At 46.4% G+C, this 19,986-nt stretch carries 16 protein-coding genes; 8 read left to right on the forward strand and 8 right to left on the reverse strand.

What is annotated here, in order from left to right:
* Positions 1–59: 59 nt before the first annotated feature.
* The 5 genes from ubiH to gcvP all read left to right on the forward strand — a co-directional run bounded on the left by ubiH (position 60) and on the right by gcvP (position 7,457).
* A complete protein-coding gene (gene ubiH, locus H9J30_RS10760) occupies positions 60–1,283 on the forward strand; it encodes a 2-octaprenyl-6-methoxyphenyl hydroxylase (RefSeq protein ID WP_240131032.1) in 1,224 nt (407 codons plus the stop codon).
* A 36-nt stretch (positions 1,284–1,319) separates the two neighbouring features.
* On the forward strand, positions 1,320–2,537 hold the full coding sequence (locus tag H9J30_RS10765; RefSeq protein ID WP_240131033.1) for an FAD-dependent monooxygenase: 1,218 nt from the start codon (positions 1,320–1,322) through the stop codon (positions 2,535–2,537).
* A 399-nt stretch (positions 2,538–2,936) separates the two neighbouring features.
* Complete coding sequence (gcvT, locus tag H9J30_RS10770; RefSeq protein WP_240131034.1) at positions 2,937–4,031, forward strand: glycine cleavage system aminomethyltransferase GcvT; 1,095 nt, start codon at positions 2,937–2,939, stop codon at positions 4,029–4,031.
* Positions 4,032–4,056: 25 nt separating this feature from the next.
* Positions 4,057–4,446, forward strand: a complete 390-nt coding sequence (gcvH, locus tag H9J30_RS10775) for a glycine cleavage system protein GcvH (RefSeq protein ID WP_011071083.1) — start codon at positions 4,057–4,059, stop codon at positions 4,444–4,446.
* Positions 4,447–4,568: 122 nt separating this feature from the next.
* Positions 4,569–7,457 (forward strand): aminomethyl-transferring glycine dehydrogenase, encoded by a 2,889-nt coding sequence (gene gcvP, locus H9J30_RS10780; RefSeq protein ID WP_240131035.1) that lies wholly within the window; start codon positions 4,569–4,571, stop codon positions 7,455–7,457.
* 49 nt (positions 7,458–7,506) lie between these two features.
* Here the strand turns inward: gcvP and H9J30_RS10785 are convergent, their stop codons facing one another.
* The 5 genes from H9J30_RS10785 to H9J30_RS10805 all read right to left on the reverse strand — a co-directional run bounded on the left by H9J30_RS10785 (position 7,507) and on the right by H9J30_RS10805 (position 12,384).
* Positions 7,507–7,710 (reverse strand): hypothetical protein, encoded by a 204-nt coding sequence (locus tag H9J30_RS10785; protein ID WP_240131036.1) that lies wholly within the window; start codon positions 7,708–7,710, stop codon positions 7,507–7,509.
* Positions 7,711–7,796: 86 nt separating this feature from the next.
* The gene (locus H9J30_RS10790; RefSeq protein WP_240131037.1) at positions 7,797–10,073 is read right to left on the reverse strand and encodes a DEAD/DEAH box helicase; all 2,277 of its coding nucleotides are present in this window, start codon (positions 10,071–10,073) and stop codon (positions 7,797–7,799) included.
* On the reverse strand, positions 10,067–10,780 hold the full coding sequence (locus H9J30_RS10795) for a hypothetical protein (protein WP_133179754.1): 714 nt from the start codon (positions 10,778–10,780) through the stop codon (positions 10,067–10,069). Before H9J30_RS10795 ends, H9J30_RS10790 begins: the two co-directional genes overlap by 7 nt.
* 78 nt (positions 10,781–10,858) lie before the next feature.
* Complete coding sequence (locus H9J30_RS10800; RefSeq protein WP_240131038.1) at positions 10,859–11,779, reverse strand: nuclease-related domain-containing protein; 921 nt, start codon at positions 11,777–11,779, stop codon at positions 10,859–10,861.
* A 359-nt stretch (positions 11,780–12,138) separates the two neighbouring features.
* Entirely contained in the window at positions 12,139–12,384 is a 246-nt protein-coding gene (locus tag H9J30_RS10805; protein WP_069453553.1) for a DUF3297 family protein, read from the reverse strand.
* Positions 12,385–12,655: 271 nt separating this feature from the next.
* On the opposite strand from H9J30_RS10805, the gene H9J30_RS10810 reads away from it, so the two are divergent.
* From H9J30_RS10810 to H9J30_RS10820, 3 genes are all read left to right on the forward strand, one after another.
* On the forward strand, positions 12,656–13,045 hold the full coding sequence (locus H9J30_RS10810) for a ribosome recycling factor family protein (protein WP_240131039.1): 390 nt from the start codon (positions 12,656–12,658) through the stop codon (positions 13,043–13,045).
* A gap of 412 nt (positions 13,046–13,457) precedes the next feature.
* A complete protein-coding gene (locus H9J30_RS10815) occupies positions 13,458–13,652 on the forward strand; it encodes a hypothetical protein (protein ID WP_240131040.1) in 195 nt (64 codons plus the stop codon).
* 215 nt (positions 13,653–13,867) lie between these two features.
* A complete protein-coding gene (locus H9J30_RS10820; RefSeq protein WP_240131041.1) occupies positions 13,868–16,054 on the forward strand; it encodes an OsmC domain/YcaO domain-containing protein in 2,187 nt (728 codons plus the stop codon).
* A gap of 82 nt (positions 16,055–16,136) precedes the next feature.
* On the opposite strand, the gene pdgB is transcribed toward H9J30_RS10820, so the two are convergent.
* The 3 genes from pdgB to H9J30_RS10835 all read right to left on the reverse strand — a co-directional run bounded on the left by pdgB (position 16,137) and on the right by H9J30_RS10835 (position 19,928).
* Positions 16,137–17,045 (reverse strand): diguanylate cyclase PdgB, encoded by a 909-nt coding sequence (gene pdgB, locus H9J30_RS10825; RefSeq protein WP_240131106.1) that lies wholly within the window; start codon positions 17,043–17,045, stop codon positions 16,137–16,139.
* A 259-nt stretch (positions 17,046–17,304) separates the two neighbouring features.
* The gene (locus H9J30_RS10830) at positions 17,305–17,766 is read right to left on the reverse strand and encodes a TlpA family protein disulfide reductase (protein WP_240131042.1); all 462 of its coding nucleotides are present in this window, start codon (positions 17,764–17,766) and stop codon (positions 17,305–17,307) included.
* Positions 17,766–19,928: a TonB-dependent receptor plug domain-containing protein gene (locus H9J30_RS10835; protein WP_240131043.1), complete on the reverse strand. Its 2,163-nt coding sequence runs from the start codon at positions 19,926–19,928 to the stop codon at positions 17,766–17,768. Before H9J30_RS10835 ends, H9J30_RS10830 begins: the two co-directional genes overlap by 1 nt.
* Between the last annotated feature and the right edge of the window lie 58 nt (positions 19,929–19,986).

A 19,986-nucleotide genomic window follows, 5' to 3' on the forward strand; every position in this document is an offset into this window, starting at 1 on the left:
AATCTAACATCCTGATGGCGAAACGCTTTTAGCCATGCCATAGCTTGAATGAGAACCCCATGACGGTAGCAGAGCACATGGATAATTCAGTTCAAAACGTCGATATTGCCATTGTCGGTGGCGCCATGGTGGGTGCGACCCTCGCGTTAGCTTTGGCGCGTTTGTCTGGTACTGAAAAACCGTTATCAATTGCCTTAATCGAGGCGCATCTTCCCGATAACAATCACCCCGGTTTTGACGCCCGTTCCATCGCCATTGCCCATGGTTCCATCTTCGAGTTATCCCGCTTAGGTTTATGGCCAAAACTGGCGCGTTTAGGCACGGCGATTAAGGATATCCATGTATCCGATCGCGGCCATTTTGGCATGACAGAACTCAACGCCAGTAAGTTCCATTTAGATGCGCTTGGGCAAGTCGTCGAGCTTGAAAGGGTCGGCCAAGTGCTGTTTAGCGAGCTTAACAAAACTCAGGTTAAGCGCTATTGCCCTGCCAAACTGTCAGCGTTAATTCCCGATATCGACAGCCACACGCTGGTGCTGGATTCCGGCGAGCGGATTTGCGCCAAGCTGGTGGTCGCCGCCGATGGCTTGCAGTCTAAGGTGCGCAGCAGTTTTAATCTGCCCATTACCCAAGTGGTGTTTGAACAAACTGCGATTATCGCCAATCTACAAACCGATAAGCCGCATCAACATTGGGCCTATGAACGATTTACCGAGACTGGTCCATTAGCACTACTGCCGATGGCAGATAGCCAAGGCCAACCGCGTTTATCCCTCGTCTGGGCGCTGGATGATAGCCGCGCGCAAGCGATGCTCACAGCGCCCAAGGCCGAGTTTTTAGCTGAGTTGCAGCATGCCTTTGGTTATCGCGCTGGGCAGTTTATCGATGTTAGCGAGCGCCATGCTTATCCGTTAAATCTGTCTTATATGCCAAGGCCTATCCACCATAGATGCGTGTTTATTGGTAATGCGGCGCAGACGCTACACCCGATTGCGGGGCAGGGATTTAACTTAGGCCTTCGGGATGTGGTCAGCCTGCTTGACGTGCTCAACACTGCGCGAGAGCAGGGCGAAGATATCGGCGGTGTCGCCGTCACCCATGGCTATTTGCAGGCCCGTGAGGCGGATAGAAACAGCACTATTCGCAATATTGAATTTTTAGTCCGTGGCTTCTCTAACCAATACTGGCCCTTGGCCCTTGGGCGTAATCTGGGATTGCGGCTGTTGTCTTGGTTCCCGCCACTGAAAACCCCCGTCGCTCAAAAAGCGATGGGCTGGAAATAATCATTACTGGTATCGCAACGCGAAAAGGATGTACCCATGTTAAGTTCACAAGCCTATGACATTGCCATTGTGGGTGGCGGCATGGTGGGACTCGCCACCGCGATAGGATTGGCACAGGCCGATCTTAATGTTGTCGTTATCGATGCGGGCCACACGGAGGCCGTGAGCGGTGAGCCAAGGCTTAGGGTCAGCGCGATCAACAAGGCGAGCCAACGTTTGCTCGAGCATCTTGGCGCTTGGCACTATGTCGATGCCAGCCGCGCAACGCCCTATCAAAAAATGGCGGTATGGGATAAAGACGGCTTTGGCAAAATTGCCTTCGATGCCAGTAGCATCAGTGAACCTAGCCTTGGCGCCATTATCGAAAACGACGCCATCAGCTACGCCCTCGCCAAGCGTGCCAGTGAATTTGACAATATCACCCATATCGAAAACCAACGCATAGAGCGTATCGCCTTTGGCGAGCGTGAAGCTTGGTTGACCCTCGCCAATGGTGCTGAAATAGAAAGTGTCAGCGCCGCACTCGTGATTGCCGCCGATGGCGCTAATTCTTGGGTGCGTGAGCAATGCAAGATCCCGTTAACCTTCTGGGATTATGGCCACCATGCGATTGTGGCGACCATTCGCAGCGAGATTCCGCACCTTGCTACTGCCCGCCAAGTGTTTTTGCAGGACGGCCCGCTGGCCTTCTTACCTTTATATGAAGACAACCTCTGCTCTATCGTCTGGTCAGTGCCGCCCGAGCGCGCCACTGAATTACTGGCAATGGATAAAGTGCAATTTGAGCGCAATCTTACCGCCGCCTTCGACGGTCGCCTTGGCATTTGCAAGCTGGAGAGTGAACGCCAAGCCTTCCCGCTGCGGATGCGCTACGCCCGCCATTTTGCCCGCCACCGTTTGGTGCTTGCGGGGGATGCGGCCCATACCATTCATCCATTAGCTGGCCAAGGGGTAAACCTTGGCTTCCTCGATGCCGCCAGCATTATCGAAGTCATCGGCGAGTTACACGATGCGGGTAAGGATATCGGTGATTATGCCCAGCTGCGAGCCCTTGAGCGTTGGCGCAAGGCCGATGCGATGGAGATGATTGCGGCGATGGAAGGCTTTAAGCGCCTGTTCGAGGGTTCAAACCCAGTTAAAAAGGCCATTCGCGATCTGGGATTAAATCTGGTCGATAATGTCGCTGGGCTGAAAACAGTGTTCATGCAACAGGCCATGGGTAATAAGTCGTCGCTGCCAAAGTTATGTCGCTAGCCTAGGTTGCGCTAATGTGATCAGAATTGCCGAAAATATCAGCATATTGGCAGTATGGTGCGCTAATTGGCCTTTCGCATGTAAAAAAATTACATGTTGAAGATGAGAAAATCTAATGACATTGGCTTCGGATTAGAAAAATCTCCTGTATACAAATTTGTGACGCAAGGTATAATTTCGCCGCATTTTAGACCCTAGTACTTATACCAATCACGATAAATATCTGATTAATTCAGAGTGAAATCAGGCGTTGCAGTGACAGACGCATTGAGACCGAAAGAATCCCTTTCAAATTGATGCATCGTGGAAGTGAAATGCCGATTAGCCAGATATTTAGCCGGATTTGTATCACCCTACACTAGGCAGAGACCTGAAGAAGGCCGCAAAAAAGGGATAACAATGGCTAATAAAACTGTTCTTTTTAACAAGCACTTAGAATCAAACGCTAAGATGGTCGACTTCCACGGTTGGGATATGCCCCTCAACTATGGTTCACAAATCGAAGAACACCACGCCGTGCGTCAAGACGCGGGTATGTTCGACGTGTCCCACATGACTGTGGTTGATGTGACCGGAACCGACGCTTGTGCATTCCTGCGTAAGTTGCTCGCCAACGATGTGGCTAAACTGAAAGTTCCTGGTAAAGCCTTATACGGCGGCATGTTAGATGACAATGCTGGCGTCATCGACGACCTGATCACTTACTACCTTACCGACACTTTCTACCGTGTTGTTGTTAACAGCGCGACCCGCGAAAAAGACTTAGCCTGGATCGCCAAACAATCCCAAGGTTTTGATGTCACTGTGACTGAGCGTCCTGAGCTGGCGATGATCGCCGTGCAAGGTCCTAACGCTAAGGCCAAAGCCGCTGCCGTATTCAGTAGCGATCAAAATGCCGCCATCGAAGGTATGAAGCCTTTCTTCGGTAAGCAAGCTGGCTCACTGTTTATTGCCACCACAGGTTACACAGGTGAAGCGGGCTACGAGATAATCGTGCCAGAAGCGGAAGCCGAAGCCCTGTGGCAAGCACTGTTAGATCAAGGCGTTAAGCCATGTGGTTTAGGCGCTCGCGATACATTACGTCTTGAAGCCGGTATGAACCTCTACGGCTTAGATATGGACGAAACCATCAACCCGCTGGCCGCCAACATGGGCTGGACCATCGCATGGGAACCCACCGACCGTGACTTTATCGGTCGTAAGGCGCTTGAAGCATTGCGCGATGCGGGAACCGACAAATTAGTCGGTCTAGTGATGGAAGAAAAAGGCGTGTTACGCCATGATATGCCAGTATTTTTCACCGATGCAGCGGGTGTTGAGCAGCAAGGCGTGATCACTAGCGGTACTTTCTCACCTACATTGGGCTATTCTATTGCGATGGCACGTGTTCCTAGCTCGATTGGGGATACGGCGGAAGTCGAGATGCGTAAAAAGCGCGTGGCTGTTAGAGTAGTAGCGCCAAACTTTGTGCGCAACGGTAAACAAGCATTTTAAAAAAACGGAACAAGGAACAAGAACAATGAGCAATATTCCGACAGAACTGAAATACGCCTCTTCACACGAATGGATCCGCAAGGAAGAAGACGGTAGCTACACTGTGGGTATCACTGAGCACGCTCAAGAGCTGTTAGGTGACATGGTTTTCGTTGAGCTGCCAGAAGTGGGTGACACTGTCACGGCGGGCGACGACTGTGCAGTGGCGGAATCAGTGAAAGCGGCTTCTGACATTTACGCGCCAATCTCTGGTGAAGTGATTGCCGTCAACGAAGCACTGGAAGATTCTCCAGAGCTGGTAAACAGCGACGCTTACGGCGAAGGCTGGTTCTTCCGCGTTATGCCTTCTGATGAATCAGAAGTTGACGCACTGCTCGATGCAGAAGGTTACCAAGCTGTTATCGACGAAGAATAATCGTCGACGCTAACGAAGCCCTCAGGGGCTTCGTTTGTTTTAGCGCAAGTTTGACATAACAATAGCCCGTTTATCAGTACCCTACAGTCCTGAGCGACGGCAAATCTGGAACAAGGTTTATCATGACCAAGCAAACCCTCACTCAGTTAGAACAGCACGATTTATTCTTACGTCGCCATATCGGCCCAGATAGCATCCAACAACAAGAAATGTTGAACTACGTTGGTGCTGAGTCTTTGGACGATCTGACCGCGCAAATCGTGCCTGAGTCGATCCGTTTAAGCCAAGAGTTGAGCATTGGTGATTCCTGCGGCGAAGCCGAAGGCATTGCTTACATTCGTGGCTTAGCCAAACAAAACCAAGTCTTCAAAAGCTACATTGGTATGGGTTACTACGGTACCCAAGTGCCTAATGTGATTTTACGTAACGTCTTAGAAAATCCAGGTTGGTACACGGCTTATACTCCGTATCAACCAGAAATCGCCCAAGGCCGTTTAGAAGCCATTCTAAACTTCCAACAAGTGTCGATGGATTTAACCGGTTTAGATTTAGCCTCAGCTTCACTGCTGGACGAAGCGACCGCCGCCGCTGAAGCGATGGCGCTGGCGAAGCGTGTATCTAAAGCCAAAAAAGCCAACATCTTCTTCGTTGCCGATGACGTATTCCCACAAACCTTAGACGTAGTGAAGACTCGCGCTGAGTGTTTTGGTTTTGAAGTGGTGGTAGGCCCAGCCCATGAAGCGGTAAACCATGAGCTGTTTGGTGCTTTGTTCCAATATTCAAACCGTTTCGGTCAAATCACTGACTTCACTGACTTATTCGCCGAATTACGCGCGAAAAACGTGATTGTGACTGTCGCTGCCGACATCATGGCATTAGTGTTACTCAAGTCACCGGGTGCCATGGGCGCCGACGTGGTCTTCGGTAGCGCCCAGCGTTTCGGTGTGCCGATGGGCTTTGGTGGTCCACACGCGGCCTTCTTCGTGGCCCGTGACGAGCACAAACGCTCTATGCCAGGCCGTATCATCGGTGTGTCAAAGGACACTCGTGGTAACCGCGCCCTGCGTATGGCGATGCAAACCCGCGAGCAACATATCCGCCGCGAAAAAGCCAACTCAAACATTTGTACCGCGCAAATTCTGTTAGCGAACATGGCGTCTTTCTACGCCGTATTCCACGGCCCACAGGGCCTGAAAACTATCGCATCACGCATTAACCGCTTTGCTGATATCTTAGCCGCGGGCTTACAAGCTAAAGGCGTGAGCTTAGTGAACAACACTTGGTTCGATACCATCAGCATCAAAGGCTTAGACGTTGCAGCAGTCAATGCGCGCGCGCTGGCCGCTGAAATGAACCTGCGTTTCGATGCTGACGGCATTGTCGGCGTGAGCTTAGATGAAACCACTATTCGCACCGATATCGAAGCGCTGTTCGATGTGATTTTAGGTGCTGGCCATGGTTTAGACGTTGCCGCATTAGACGCGCAAATCGTGGCGCAAGGTAGTCAATCGATTCCAGCGTCTTTAGTGCGTCAAGATGCCATCCTGAGCCACCCAACCTTCAATCGCTACCAAAGCGAAACCGAGATGATGCGTTATATCAAGCGTCTCGAAAGCAAAGACTTAGCACTGAACTATTCAATGATTTCATTGGGTTCATGCACCATGAAGTTAAACGCTGCGGTTGAAATGATCCCAGTGAGCTGGCCAGAATTTGCTAACATGCACCCATTCTGCCCACTGGATCAAGCCAAGGGTTACACTCAACTGATTGAAGAACTGTCTTCATGGTTAGTGAATGTCACAGGTTACGATGCCGTGTGTATCCAACCTAACTCTGGCGCACAGGGTGAATACGCGGGTCTGCTGGCGATTCGTAAATACCACGAGTCTCGTGGGCAGGCCCACAGAAACATCTGCTTAATCCCACAATCTGCCCACGGTACTAACCCCGCATCGGCACAATTAGCCGGCATGCAAGTGGTTGTGACTGCCTGTGACAAGCAAGGTAACGTGGATTTAGAAGATCTGAAGGCCAAAGCGGCCGAAGTGGCAGAAAACCTGTCTTGCATCATGATCACTTACCCATCGACCCACGGTGTGTACGAAGAATCTATCCGCGAAATCTGCAACATTGTGCACCAGCACGGTGGTCAAGTGTACTTGGACGGCGCCAACATGAACGCCCAAGTTGGCTTAACCTCACCAGGCTTTATCGGTGCCGACGTATCGCACCTTAACCTGCACAAAACCTTCGCGATTCCACACGGCGGTGGTGGTCCAGGTATGGGCCCAATCGGCGTGAAAGCGCACTTAGCGCCGTTCGTCGCGGGTCACGTGGTGGTGAAACCAGGCCGCGAAAGCGATAACAACGGTGCAGTATCGGCAGCGCCATACGGCAGTGCTGGCATTCTGCCAATCAGCTGGATGTACATTAAGCTGCTCGGTTCAAAGGGTCTTAAAAAGTCGACTCAAACCGCGCTGTTAAACGCTAACTACGTGATGAAGAAGCTGTCTGAACACTACCCAGTACTGTTCCGTGGCCGTAACGATCGCGTCGCACACGAATGTATTATCGACCTGCGCCCCATCAAAGAAGCCTCTGGCGTGACCGAAATGGATATCGCTAAGCGTCTGAACGACTACGGTTTCCACGCGCCAACCATGAGCTTCCCTGTAGCGGGCACGCTGATGATTGAGCCAACCGAATCTGAATCTAAGGTTGAACTGGACCGCTTTATCGACGCTATGGTGTCAATCCGCGCCGAAATCGCTAAGGTTGAAGCAGGCGAGTGGCCAGCGGACAACAACCCGCTGCACAACGCGCCACACACTATGGCCGATATTATGGACCCAGCATTTGATTCACGCCCATACAGCCGTGAAGTGGCCGTGTTCCCAAGTGCCGCAGTGCGTACTAACAAGTTCTGGCCAACCGTGAATCGTATTGATGACGTTTACGGCGACCGGAATTTGTTCTGTGCTTGTGTGCCGTTATCAGACTACGAGTAGGGGCTGAATAGTACGTTATTCAGGTCTAACGTTTGATGAAAGCGAACCCTTAGCGGTTCGCTTTTTTATTGCCTGCAATTTGGGGGTTAGTTGTGTTTTTGTTGAAGTAGTTTCTGCTGAGTTGAGTGGTGCGAAGTTGCATTTGCATGGCTTCTGGCAACTGTACTTCCCAATTGCTTGCCGCAGGCTTTAGCACTGTTACACCAGCGACTCGCCGTGGATACTTCCCTGTAGGCTCTACTAAAACATCCATGTTTTAGAAGGTCACTGGTGCAACAATGCAGTATTGGGTGCAACCTTTAAGAAACGAGTAGGATTTGTTACTAATAATTAATAAATCTACGGTAAATACCAATCTACAAGTTCTCTTACATTTTCGGAGCTATTTATTAAATCTGGCTTGAAAAGAATGTTTTTTTCTGAAATTGATTCAACATACAATGAAATTTCTTTAATATCTTCAGGTGGAAAACCATAACGTAATAAAAGAGTGTGGACAGTGTCATTAGTCCCATACTTTAATAGTTCTACCATTTTTAATGCATTATTATCTTTAGTATGATTATGATAGATGTTAAAAGCCCCAATAAGTACATCTGATAATGAAAAAGAAATTACCGTATCTAAATAGTCGTAAGTATCGAATACAATAGCATCATAACTCACATCTTTAGATTTTACGCCTTTAAATAGAGAGTATTCATTTTTTAAATTGCTGTCAGGTAATTTGTTTGCTGGTTGAGAAAATTTTGCATAAATATTCTGGTTTTCATCTCTATTTGAGATTTGATTATACCTGATTCCTACAATCTCTTTAAAACTTCTTCCTTGTATTAAATGAAAGAAAATTGTTATTGCAGTATCAAAAACATTTATCTCTCCGAGGTACAATTTTCTTCCTAATGAAATTTCAAATATTTCTCTTAAAAGGTTTTTGGCTAAAAGTCTATTCTCTTTGTTTCTTTGACCAAATAAATTAGTCCCAAAACCATTTTCGTACACAAGATATAAAATTGATTTCATCAGCTCAACAGCTAGTTTTGTTGTTAGTCTATCCACTTTTGATTGAGGAAGGTTTATCTCTTCATTAAATGTTCCTTCAATAATCGAGGATATTAATTCACGTTCATCATCTAAGGCAGCTATATCTTTTTCAAGCAGAGATTCTTCAGATAAAGTAAAAGGAGTATTAATTCTAGAAGCTAGTAAAATAGGATTCTTAGTATACACATATCCATAGTCAAATATTGCATCTTTAGAGAGTCGACCACTACGACCAATTAAATTCTTAAATGCTAATGCTTTGTCTTCACCAGAGTCACCTTGTATTCTCATATTATCTAACCAAACAATATCAAATGGCATATTTATGCCTTGAGCTAATGTACTTGTTGCGAAACAGATTTTTGCATGTCCTTGTCGAATAAACTCTTCAATTAAAAATCTTACTTCAAGAGGTACAGAACCATGATGAATTACTACTCCTTTTCTTAATAAATTTACTAAGTTGGAACGATGGTTATGATCATTTGCACCAATAAGCAACTCAACATCTTGAATGATTTTATTTGCAGAGTCATTATTTATCACCTTGAATCTATCGATGTATTTCTGAAATTCATTTACAAAGTCTCCTCTATAGAGTGAGGCCTTTGAAACAAAAACCATAACTGTATGATTTCCATTAAATGCAAATTTTTCGAATTTTCCATCTAATTGAATACTATTTTTTACGAGATGACCTTTATCTTCATATGGTGAAAAATAGTAATCTTTCTTATTGCTATGACCGAATATAAATACTTTTCCTACAGTATTATGCGGATATGCTCTAGAGTAAGATTGATTCACATCTAGAGAGTGTTTTTTCATTTGCGCTTCAGGATTGTCGACGAAGGGGTGTGCAAAAACAAGTTTTGCATTGGGGTATGTAGCATGAACCCTTCTAACTATAACATCAAAAATCACTCCTCTTTCTGCTTCTTCAGATATTTGAGCTTCATCGAAAAAGAACAATGCAATATTTAATTTATCTTTATGCGAAAAAATATCTCTGGCTCTCTCGGGAGTTAGAACAAAAATTCGTCTTAGATTCCTGCTTGTAAAGACACAATCCACGAACGAACTGATCATTACTTTTTTATCCTTCTTAAAGTGATCTTTTAAGTTGGATATATACTCAGCAATAAGAGCTCTCGATGGAACAATAATTACACAATCTTCAGTTTGTTCAAAAATATAATCCTTCAGAGAGAAGGATTTACCAGCACTTGTAGGTGCGGATATGGAAATATATTGGTTTTTTTCAACAGCTAAACGAACACTGGCCTGAACAGGAGTAAGCCATTCACCAAATACTTTTTTATTTTCCCTACCTATGCCTGATAAAACGAATGAATATAGGTTTGATGGGGATATATCTTTATAGAATAAACCAAGGACAGATAAAATTTTGGCTTCAAATTTATTGAATGTATCGTTGTGAAATAATTTGTAATAAGTTAGTGCTTGTATAACTTTATTGTCTATGGGGCCATTATTGTGAAGGTTTTCTATTAATTTGCCAATGCTAGATTCTGGAGTCTCATCACTAATTATATTTTTAATTACTAACATACAATTACTCCGACAAGGTAAGCGCATTCTACTTTATTCAATAAATCAGATTTTTTAATGCTTTCTAAAGCATTATCCATTATCGACGTGTAATCTTCAGAATTTATTGAAAAAGCAGCTATAGCACCAAACTTATCATCATCCAGATTATTTATAGATTCTTTTGAAACCAGATTGATTAAATGAACTCGATCTCTAAAGTGTTTGTCTTCATTAATGAAACCTTCTGCTTGTGGTATTGCTTTTCCATGCGGGTTTATAGAGCCTGAAAATTTTGCCTCGCCAAAATTTATTAAACTACCTGTACATACAGTATGGAAATCAAATCCTTCATTTTGTTTTACTTGCGGTTTCCAAATTTCTGCAATAGGTAATGCTATATGTTTAAAAATAACTGATAGTGATCGAGCAGAACTGATCGATACCATAATTTCTCCAAATTCAGCACCTAGTTGATGATCATCTGAAAATTTCTTAAATATTTCAACTAAAGCATTAGCCGTATCTCTTGCGGTATATGTATAACTCCGTTGAGTTGCTGAATCCAAATTTAGCATCCAAGAAGTGTTTAGTACTGACTCAGTTAATTTTTCCGAGATTTTTTCTAAATCTGTAATTTTGACAATACATGCTTTTATGTCGCTTGTGTTGCAATAGTTTTGATGGCTGCAACCCCAATCATTATCAAGTTGATCCAAATTATGCACCTAATTAATTATAAAGATGAAATTTAAGTAAAAATTGAGACATTCTTTTTACAAAATAGAGTGAGTCTAGATTAATCCTTATTTCCCTACCTCGCTTTTGCTTAGGCATCTTTGGGCGACTTGGTAGATGATGGTGTCGACTTGTTGCTGGGTAAGATCTTGGGTTTTCAGTTTCGGGATCGTTCCGACTAATTGTTTGTGGTTGAGGATCGGGAACGGGGGTTTTGACTGACTGGTGACATACCAGCCGGGGAATACTAGGGCTGGGGTGGCGGCGACGGGGGAGCCTGTGGCTTTGGTTAACCATTGGCTGACCCATTGGGCTTGGCGCTGCGCTTGTTCGATTGGTTTGGTTTCTGTCCACGAGGGGAAGTTTAAGCGCCCGTCTTTGTAAAATACTTCATAGCCTTTCTTACCAGAACTAGGGCCAGAGCCTCCGCCATTGGTTTGGCGTAGGTCTTTATTGCGCTTATGGCGGCCTTTGGTTTCTATCGCGAATACGCCATTTTTGCCGATAACGAGGTGGTCGATATTAAAGCCGTCGGCTTGCACATCGTGAAACACTTGATAACCCAAGGCTTGAAGGCCGATAAGTTCATTAGCAGTGGCGATCTCTGCCGTATGCCCGAGGCGTAATTTGGTAAGTTTGGAGAAGAGTTTCCAGGTTTTAAATCCAAAGTAAGAGGCGCCTACTGAACCCATTAGCGCGTAAGCCCAAGGGAATTTTCCGACAGTGATATAGGCATGGACACTGTTGGCCGCAAATGGAAGGCATACCACCAGTATTCCCAGCATCACACAGCCCATTAAATCTAGTTGCAGATCATGGATTTGCTTTTGTAAGCCATAGGCTGGAATGCGGGTTAACTGCTCACGATCAACGGGTAGGGTTAGCGTTGCATCGCGGTAGCGAAGAAACACATGCAACACTCCTGCACCGACAAACAGGCTGGATAGAATAATTACCACGGATAATAGGTTGCTGCCGAAATCTGCCATTTACATCCTTGAAATAAAAAGGTTTTCTTTGTTCTACACGCACATATAACGAATGTGCTTGATACCTTGGTGACAGAGGTGGCTTTAAGAGGGGTGAGGCGGATAACTGAGTTGCTGCTTCATCCCTAAATAGCGTGCTCGATAATCGATGTCGAGTGTGGCTCTGCATTTCCCTAAGTGGCCACACTTTAACCTGCACGATACGGTTTAATCAATGCGTTTTATCACAAAAACTTTTTTTAAATAACAACTTGTGAATATTTTGGGAGATGAATTGGTGGGCGTTTTGGGGATATACAGGGCAAATAAAAACGGCCAATCGAATTGGCCGTTGTTATTATCCATTAAGCCGTGGGTGCTTAACGGTAAAATGCTTCTACTGTGCCTTTGATGGTTAACAGCAGAGGTTGACCGCGACGGTCTAAGGATTTGCTTGGTACTTTAACCCAGCCTTCGCTGATGCAGTATTCTTCAACATCGAAACGTTCTTTACCGTTTACGCGAATACCTACATCGTGTTCGAAAATCGCGGCCACATGGTGTGGGCTGCGTGGGTTAACCGAAAGACGATCCGGTAATGCGGGTTGTGAAGTTGTGTCAGTCATGGTCATTATCTGTAGTGAACAAAAAGTGCGTTATTGTAGGCAATCCCGCCGCCTTGCTCAAGGACTGTTGTTGTCAGTCTGTGACGCCTAAGCCGCTATCTTGGGCGAGTGGCACTTAGCGTGAGTTGTTGCATAAGCTTGTATCGTCTTTTGTTCGCACGTCCTGCAAGGTAAACTCTGGCGGCGTTGGCTTAAGGCATCACGCTTACAACTTGTAGCCGCGCCCCGTTATTTACCCATATTCGACCCAAGGCCCGATAGTTAACTTGCCATGCATGATGATATTAGTATTCCCTTGCCATCACTTATCCACCGCATCGGCCGCGAGGCGGCAAAGCGGGCGCAGGCAATGGCGCTAAAGCACGGCTGCGAACTTAAGCGGATTCGCCGCTCCCGCAATTGGAGCATCACAGGGCAGGCTATCGCCATTCAAAGCTGCTGCGCCGAGTTAACAGCCCTGAGTGATGCTGCTGAATTTTCCTTTATGATCAAAAAGATCGACATCGCCTTATTACAACACGCCGATAAGCTTGAACCACTCAGCGCAAAACTGGTTCGCCTGATCAACCAAAACCCTGCCATCACCCTAGGCGAGCTGATGCAGCAGACCCAATGCAGCATCAGTGAGGCGCGTCTTGCACGCTTTGAGGCCGAACTCTAGCGCTTTGCTTGTGGGAGTGAGCCGCCTTTGATTTGCATCAACACAGGCGCCTGTTAAAGTGGTCACTATATTAGCCAAATTTTATGAATGGCGGCGTAAACCATGACGGATGCTAGGCTAATCACCCTGTTAAAAATCTGTATTAGCATAGGGCTATGCCTGATTGCGCTTGGCATTTATCTGCATAATGTAGGGCGTGTTGACGTTTCAGGGTTATTTTTGCAGCAATTTGGCTGGCTTTTATGCAAGGCAAAGTCCGTGCAGTGTAGTTATTCTACATAAACGGACGATAACGCAGCAGAAACGCCAGCCAAATGCTGCCCGAAGGGTTCGTCTGGCAAGCCCTTGCTCTTTGTCACTCGTCATTTGAGTAGAATAACTACACATCATTCCTCGTTTCGCGAGCACGAGCTTGCCAGAACGAACAAAATTTAATCTCGAAACGTCAACACGCCCTAATGAAACCGTCGAAGCCATGGGTGTTAAGGGGATTATTATCAGCGCCGTATGCGTTGCCGTTGGCATGGCATTATCCCTGCCGACCAAGATGTATCTGACTTTTTTACTGGTGAAACGCGAAGCGGATAAGCAAGGCAGTTCTGAGTAACCATTAGCCAAACCACAGTCAATGCCGCAATAAATCCCACTTTTTGCTTGTTGCTCAAGGCATAAACGCCCGCTGGTGTTTTTTTAACATAATTAACCCAAGACTAATGGGCGAAAAACACCGATAATTCTCCCCAGACGATAGCGCCTAAGGGCAATGCTGTGTGGTAACGAATACGATTACCGCGTTTGAGCATATTGAGTGGAAAAATTCTAATGGAAATCAAAGTTAATTTTCTCGACAACCTGAGACTCGAAGCCAAGTTTGACGATTTTACGGTCACGGCCGATCAGCCAATCCGTTATAAGGGCGATGGCTCGGCGCCGAGCCCCTTCGATTATTTCTTAGCTTCTTCGGCGCTGTGTGCGGCCTACTTTGTGAAGGTGTATTGTAAATCCCGCGATATTCCGACGGACAATATCCGCCTGTCGCAAAACAATATTGTCGACCCAGAAGATCGCTACAACCAAATTTTCCAGATCAATGTCGAATTGCCCGATGATATTTCGGATAAAGATCGCGAAGGTATTTTGCGCTCTATCGACCGCTGCACAGTGAAAAAAGTAGTGCAGACTGGCCCAGAGTTTAGAATCGAAACCGTTGAAAACCTCGATGCCGACGCCAATGCCATGTTGATGGGCCACCCTGGCGGTGAGAGCAGTACCTATATTTTGGGTAAGGACTTACCGCTAGAGCAGACCATTGCCAATATGACGGGCATTTTGGCTGAGCTGGGGATGAAGATTGAGATCTCCTCATGGCGTAATATTGTGCCTAATGTATGGTCACTGCATATCCGTGATGCCGCATCGCCCATGTGTTTTACCAATGGTAAAGGCGCGACCAAAGAGAGTGCGCTGTGCTCGGCCCTCGGTGAATTTATTGAGCGGTTAAACAATAACTTCTTCTATAACGATCAATTCTTTGGGGTTGAAATCGCTAACAGCGAGTTTGTGCATTACCCCAATGAAAAATGGTTTGCTTTAGAAGAGGACGATTCGCTGCCAGCGGGATTGTTAGATGATTATTGCCTCGAGATTTACAATCCCGATGAGGAGCTTTGCGGCTCGCATCTTATCGACACCAACTCGGGTAATCGTGAACGCGGTATTTGTGCGATTCCTTATACCCGTAAATCCGATGGCGAGACTGTGTATTTCCCATCGAATCTGATTGAAAACCTGTTCCTAAGCAATGGCATGAGCGCGGGGAACAACCTCAAAGAAGCCGAAGTTCAGTGTCTGTCTGAGATCTTCGAGCGCGCGGTGAAACGCCAAATTATCGAGCAAGAAATCGTTCTGCCGGATGTGCCAATGCCGGTGTTAGAAAAATACCCAAGCATTCTTGCGGGCATTAAGGGCTTAGAAGAGCAGGGCTTCCCCGTGGTGGTGAAAGATGCCTCCTTAGGCGGCCAGTTCCCTGTAATGTGCGTGACGCTGATGAACCCGAAAACCGGCGGGGTATTTGCTTCATTCGGTGCCCACCCAAGCTTTGAAGTGGCATTGGAGCGCAGCCTGACCGAATTACTCCAAGGTCGTAGCTTCGAAGGCCTAAACGATGTGCCAAAACCGACCTTTAACAGTATGGCGGTAAGCGAGCCTGAAAACTTTGTCGAGCACTTTATTGACTCAACGGGGGTGATCTCCTGGCGCTTCTTTAGCAGCAAGCATGACTATGAGTTCTGCGAATGGGATTTCTCTGGCACCAACGAAGAGGAAGCGGACCGCTTATTCGGCATTTTAGAAGAGCTGGGTAAAGAGGTGTATGTTGCCGAATTTACCGAATTAGGCGCATCGGCTTGCCGTATTTTAGTGCCTGATTACTCTGAGGTTTATCCAGTTGAAGACCTGATTTGGGACAACACCAACAAGGCGCTGGATTACCGTGAAGATATTCTGAATCTGCATTCCTTAAGTACTAAGCAATTGGTCAACCTAGTCAATCGCTTAGAGGAAAGTCAGCTGGATAACTACACCGATATTCGTACCCTGATTGGTATTGTCTTTGATGAAAATACCGTCTGGGGCAAGTTAACGATTATCGAGCTTAAGATCCTGATTTATCTCGCACTCGGCGCGCATGAAGAGGCGCTCGAATTAGTCGGCGAGTTTTTGCAATTTAACGACAACACAGTGAAGCGCAATCTGTTTTACCAAGCAATGAGCGCGGTACTGGAAGTGACGCTGGATGAAGACCTTGAACTTGAAGACTTTAGCCATAACTTTACTCGCATGTTTGGCGCGGAAGTGATGGAACAAGTGGTCGGCAGCGTTACTGGTAAAATCCGTTTCAGCGGGTTAACTAAGACCAGCATGCAGCTCGAAGGGATTGAGCCGCACTTAAGGCTTATCGAAAGCTATAAAAAACTGCACGCAGCCCGCAAGGCCAAAGCGGCAAAATAATAGTCAGTTTTAACAAGTTGATACCCATAAAAAAGCGAACTTAGGTTCGCTTTTTTATGGGTGATTTTTCGGGCCTATAGCATCAGGCACTATTGGCGATAACACGATTCTTACCATCCCGTTTTGCTTGATAGAGCGCGGCGTCGGCGCGTTTTAAAGTGTCTTCGTAGGATCTATCGTTTGCCTCAAAGGTGGCAACACCAATACTGACTGTGGCAGAGAGTCCATTGACAGCATGCTTTTGTAATTCTTTGAAGCAACAATCACAGAGAAATTCTGCAAACACTATGGCTTGAGCGTATTCAACTCCGGGCAAGGCGATGACAAACTCATCACCACCAAACCGGTAGGCGCTATCGGTTTTACGAAATTGCTGCTTGCAGGTGTCGGCTACAGTCATGATGATATTGTCACCCGCATGGTGGCCAAGCTGATCATTGATCAATTTTAGATGATCGAGATCCAGCATTAATATGGAAGCGGGAATATGGTAGCGGCAATAGGTATCGAAGAGGTAGTTTAAGTCACGTTCCAGTCTGCGGCGGTTATACAACCCTGTAAGCTGGTCGGTATCACTCAATTGACGTAGTTGCACTTCAAGGTCATGTCTTTTGGAAATATTACTAGCAACCCAAAGCACTACGGGTTCGTTATCGACAAGAAAATCGAGTGCCTGAATACGTCCCTCAAACCAAATAGGTTCGATGGGACCTTGATCGGGTAAGCCTTTGACATCCTTATTACTGAGTTCATATTCTTCAATCAGTAAGTTACGATTATTTAATGCTTTTTCAATATTGTTAAGGAAGTAGGTGGCCTTATCTTCACTTAATACATCGCTAATGTATAGGCCGACTAATCCGTTGCCATCGTGGTAATAGCGATCATCTTTACCGCCAAAAACGGCAACATAGCGCCCACTTTGGGTGATCACAAAAGCAGGATCCGGCAAGGAGTGCAGAACCAAGGCCATTTGTGCAATATTGAGCATCAAACTAAGTCTCCATGGTTAGGGGATTTTGTTGTCTCATTGGCTTTTCTCCCCCAATTTTCTACGATTAACGCTGCGTGTATGTCATTTCTGCAACGAGTTTTGACACTGCTTACTACAGAGATAAGTGTATCTGATGTTGGCAAAAATGAATTAGATGGGACGGAATTTTTACATTTGGCGATGGTAATTTGTGAAGTCAAACCTTGGAACTATCAAAAATGATTATTAGTTGTTCTGTACTCTAAAGAGGTTTGTGTTAGCTAGAGTGACAGAGTTGGGTTTTGAGTTCTTGTTCATCGGTAAAACCGCGGTAGCCTTTGATTAATTCTCCCTTGGTATTTAATAGCAGTAGTATTGGCGTGGCGGGAATGCCGCCCATCTCCTTTAGCAAGGCTGGCGGTGCACGGTAAGCCTCAAAGGGAAAATTAAGCCTAAACAGGGCGCGTTTTAGGGCCAAATTATCCCCATTAACCCCCAGCGCCACTGGCTGAATCGGTTGATTGCAGCTTTTATGCAGTTGCTTGAGTACGTTTGCCTGCTTAATACACCATGGACATTCAGGTTCAAAGAACATCAACGCTGTGGATTGTCCTTCTAGATGCGACAGATCCGTGATCGTTTGGCTTCTCAGTGCTTGAAACTGATAATCGCGGGTGAGCTGCGCCGCCGATAACGGCAGGGCGCAGCACAGCAGCAGTAAAAGAATAACCCTTTGCATTAGAAGCTAAACTTGACGCCAGCGTAGATTTCTCGGCCACGCAGTGGGCCATAGATATAACCGACGTCGAAGGCACCTTCCGCATCAAAAAATAGCGGTGTCTCTTCATCTCCTGCTTGGGTGTAGTCAAATAGATTGCTGACACCTGAGTAGACTGAGAGGGTATCGTTAACTTGATAGCTGACCTTAAGATCGACAGTCACATAAGCGGGTGCGTCTGTGGTCTTTTTCGAGCTTGGGTCCACTTGGCCATTGGCGTCTAAACGGTTATAGCCTTCGTAGCCAAATTCAGCGAGATCGCGGCTACCAATCCACACGAGGTTGGCAAAAATTTCCCAGTCATTCACATCCCAATCCATGCTGAGTGTGACGCGTTTTTCAACTGGCGCAATGGCATAGGAGGATTTGAATACCGAGTCATAATCAAAATGCTCAGCAGTAAGGCTTAGGCTCATATCATCGGTTAAGCGATAACCAACGGCGATATCGCTAGTGATGACCCGCGCTTTTTCATCCAGTTGAGTCAGTAATGGAATGCCATGGTCGTTAGTGGTTAACGCCGCTAAATGTTCGACTTCGGTCCAAGCGATCGAGGCGGTCGAGGTGAGACGTTCACCTTCGTAACTGAGGGCATAGTTGGCGGAGTTGGAGCGTTCTAGCTCGTCGATATCAATATCAAAGCCGAGTGAGCCGTCCAGAATGCCGTGGTCGGTTTCAAAGAAGGATAAGGGAGCGCGATAACCGCGGCCTGCGGATAGGCGTGAGGTCCACTCATCATTATGGCGTAAGCGAATATCCACCCTTGGGGATAGGATTGATTCATCTAACTCTGTGCCGGGTTTATTGGGATCGGTAAAATCGGCCGTAATGGTATCGTAACGCAGCGCCATAGCGACTTCTAAAGACTCTGTCGCCTGCCAAGTATCCTGCAGATAAATACCTTTAACATCATAGTCAAAGGAGTCTGAAACGTAATCTGGGTTGGCACTACCAGAGCGGGAATGGGAACGCATTTCTTCGGTGCGTAAGTCGGCGCCGAAGGTGAGTAATTGGTTCTCGCTCAGTAAATAGTTGAAGCGCGCATCAAAGAACCACATTTTGTCGTCGGCGCTGTAATCGAAGCCTTCATAAAATGAATCTTGCTTATGGTCAGCGTAACTGGCAGCAAGATGCATGTTCCACTCGTCACTAAATTCCCTGAGCCAGGTTAATGAGGCTTCATTGCGCTCAGTGTTAATCCATTCCGTGGTTTCCCAAGCTTTACCGGTATAACGTTTACGCACGTCACCATCTTCAAACAGATTTTGTGCGTCGCTCGGTTGGCCATCATAACCGGATAACACATTACCTATGCTGGAGGCCGTGCCATCGGCAAAGGTGCTACCTAACATAGGGCCACCAAAAATTTCCGATTGGATATTGGCAACGCGTAATACAAGGTTATCGGCATCGGTCAAATCGTGGGAAACTCGGCCAGTCAAGCTGCGGTTTTCCTGCATTGGTGCTTCATTGACTTGGTTATTGTCCGCATCGGCTTGATCTCTATCATCATATTGAGCGACAAGCGTGGCGCGGGTGCGGCCATCTTCGGTGACCCCTTTACCGAGGAAACCCAGTTTACGGTAGCCATTTTCGCCGGCGGATATATCCAGTTCAGCGCCGTTTTCCGTAGGTTCATAACTGACGATATTAATGGTGCCACCAATCGCTTCGGGGGCGATTAAGGAGGCGCCAGCCCCACGGGCGACTTCAATCCGCTCAACCCCAGTTGTTGGAATCGCATCGACCGCATAGTAGCCAGAGATCATGGTATGTACGGGCAAACCATCCACCAGAATGGTGGTTTGCTCGCCTTTCATGCCGTTGAGCATAATGCGCTTAACACCACACATTGAGCATTCGTTGGAGACTTTGACACCGGGAGAATTATCAATCGCTTCAGAGAGATTTACGGCATTTTTGTTTTCAATAATGCTGGCGTCGATAACTTCGGTCTTCATGATAGTGTTAGCTAAGGTTCCCGCTTGCTCTAACCTTTGTCTTACACCAACAACGCTCATGCGTTCGATTTTTTCCAGCTCAGGTTTTGTGACTTCTTCTGCGCTGGCCAACTGGGGATGGAGCACTGCGGCTAAAAGGATGGCAAGGTAAGTGGGCTTCACTCTCATTTCTCCGTAAAATAATTTGTGGCAGGATTATATGTAAATGAGAATTGTTATT

It is taken from the genome of Shewanella cutis (assembly GCF_022410515.1).
GTDB lineage: Bacteria > Pseudomonadota > Gammaproteobacteria > Enterobacterales > Shewanellaceae > Shewanella > Shewanella cutis.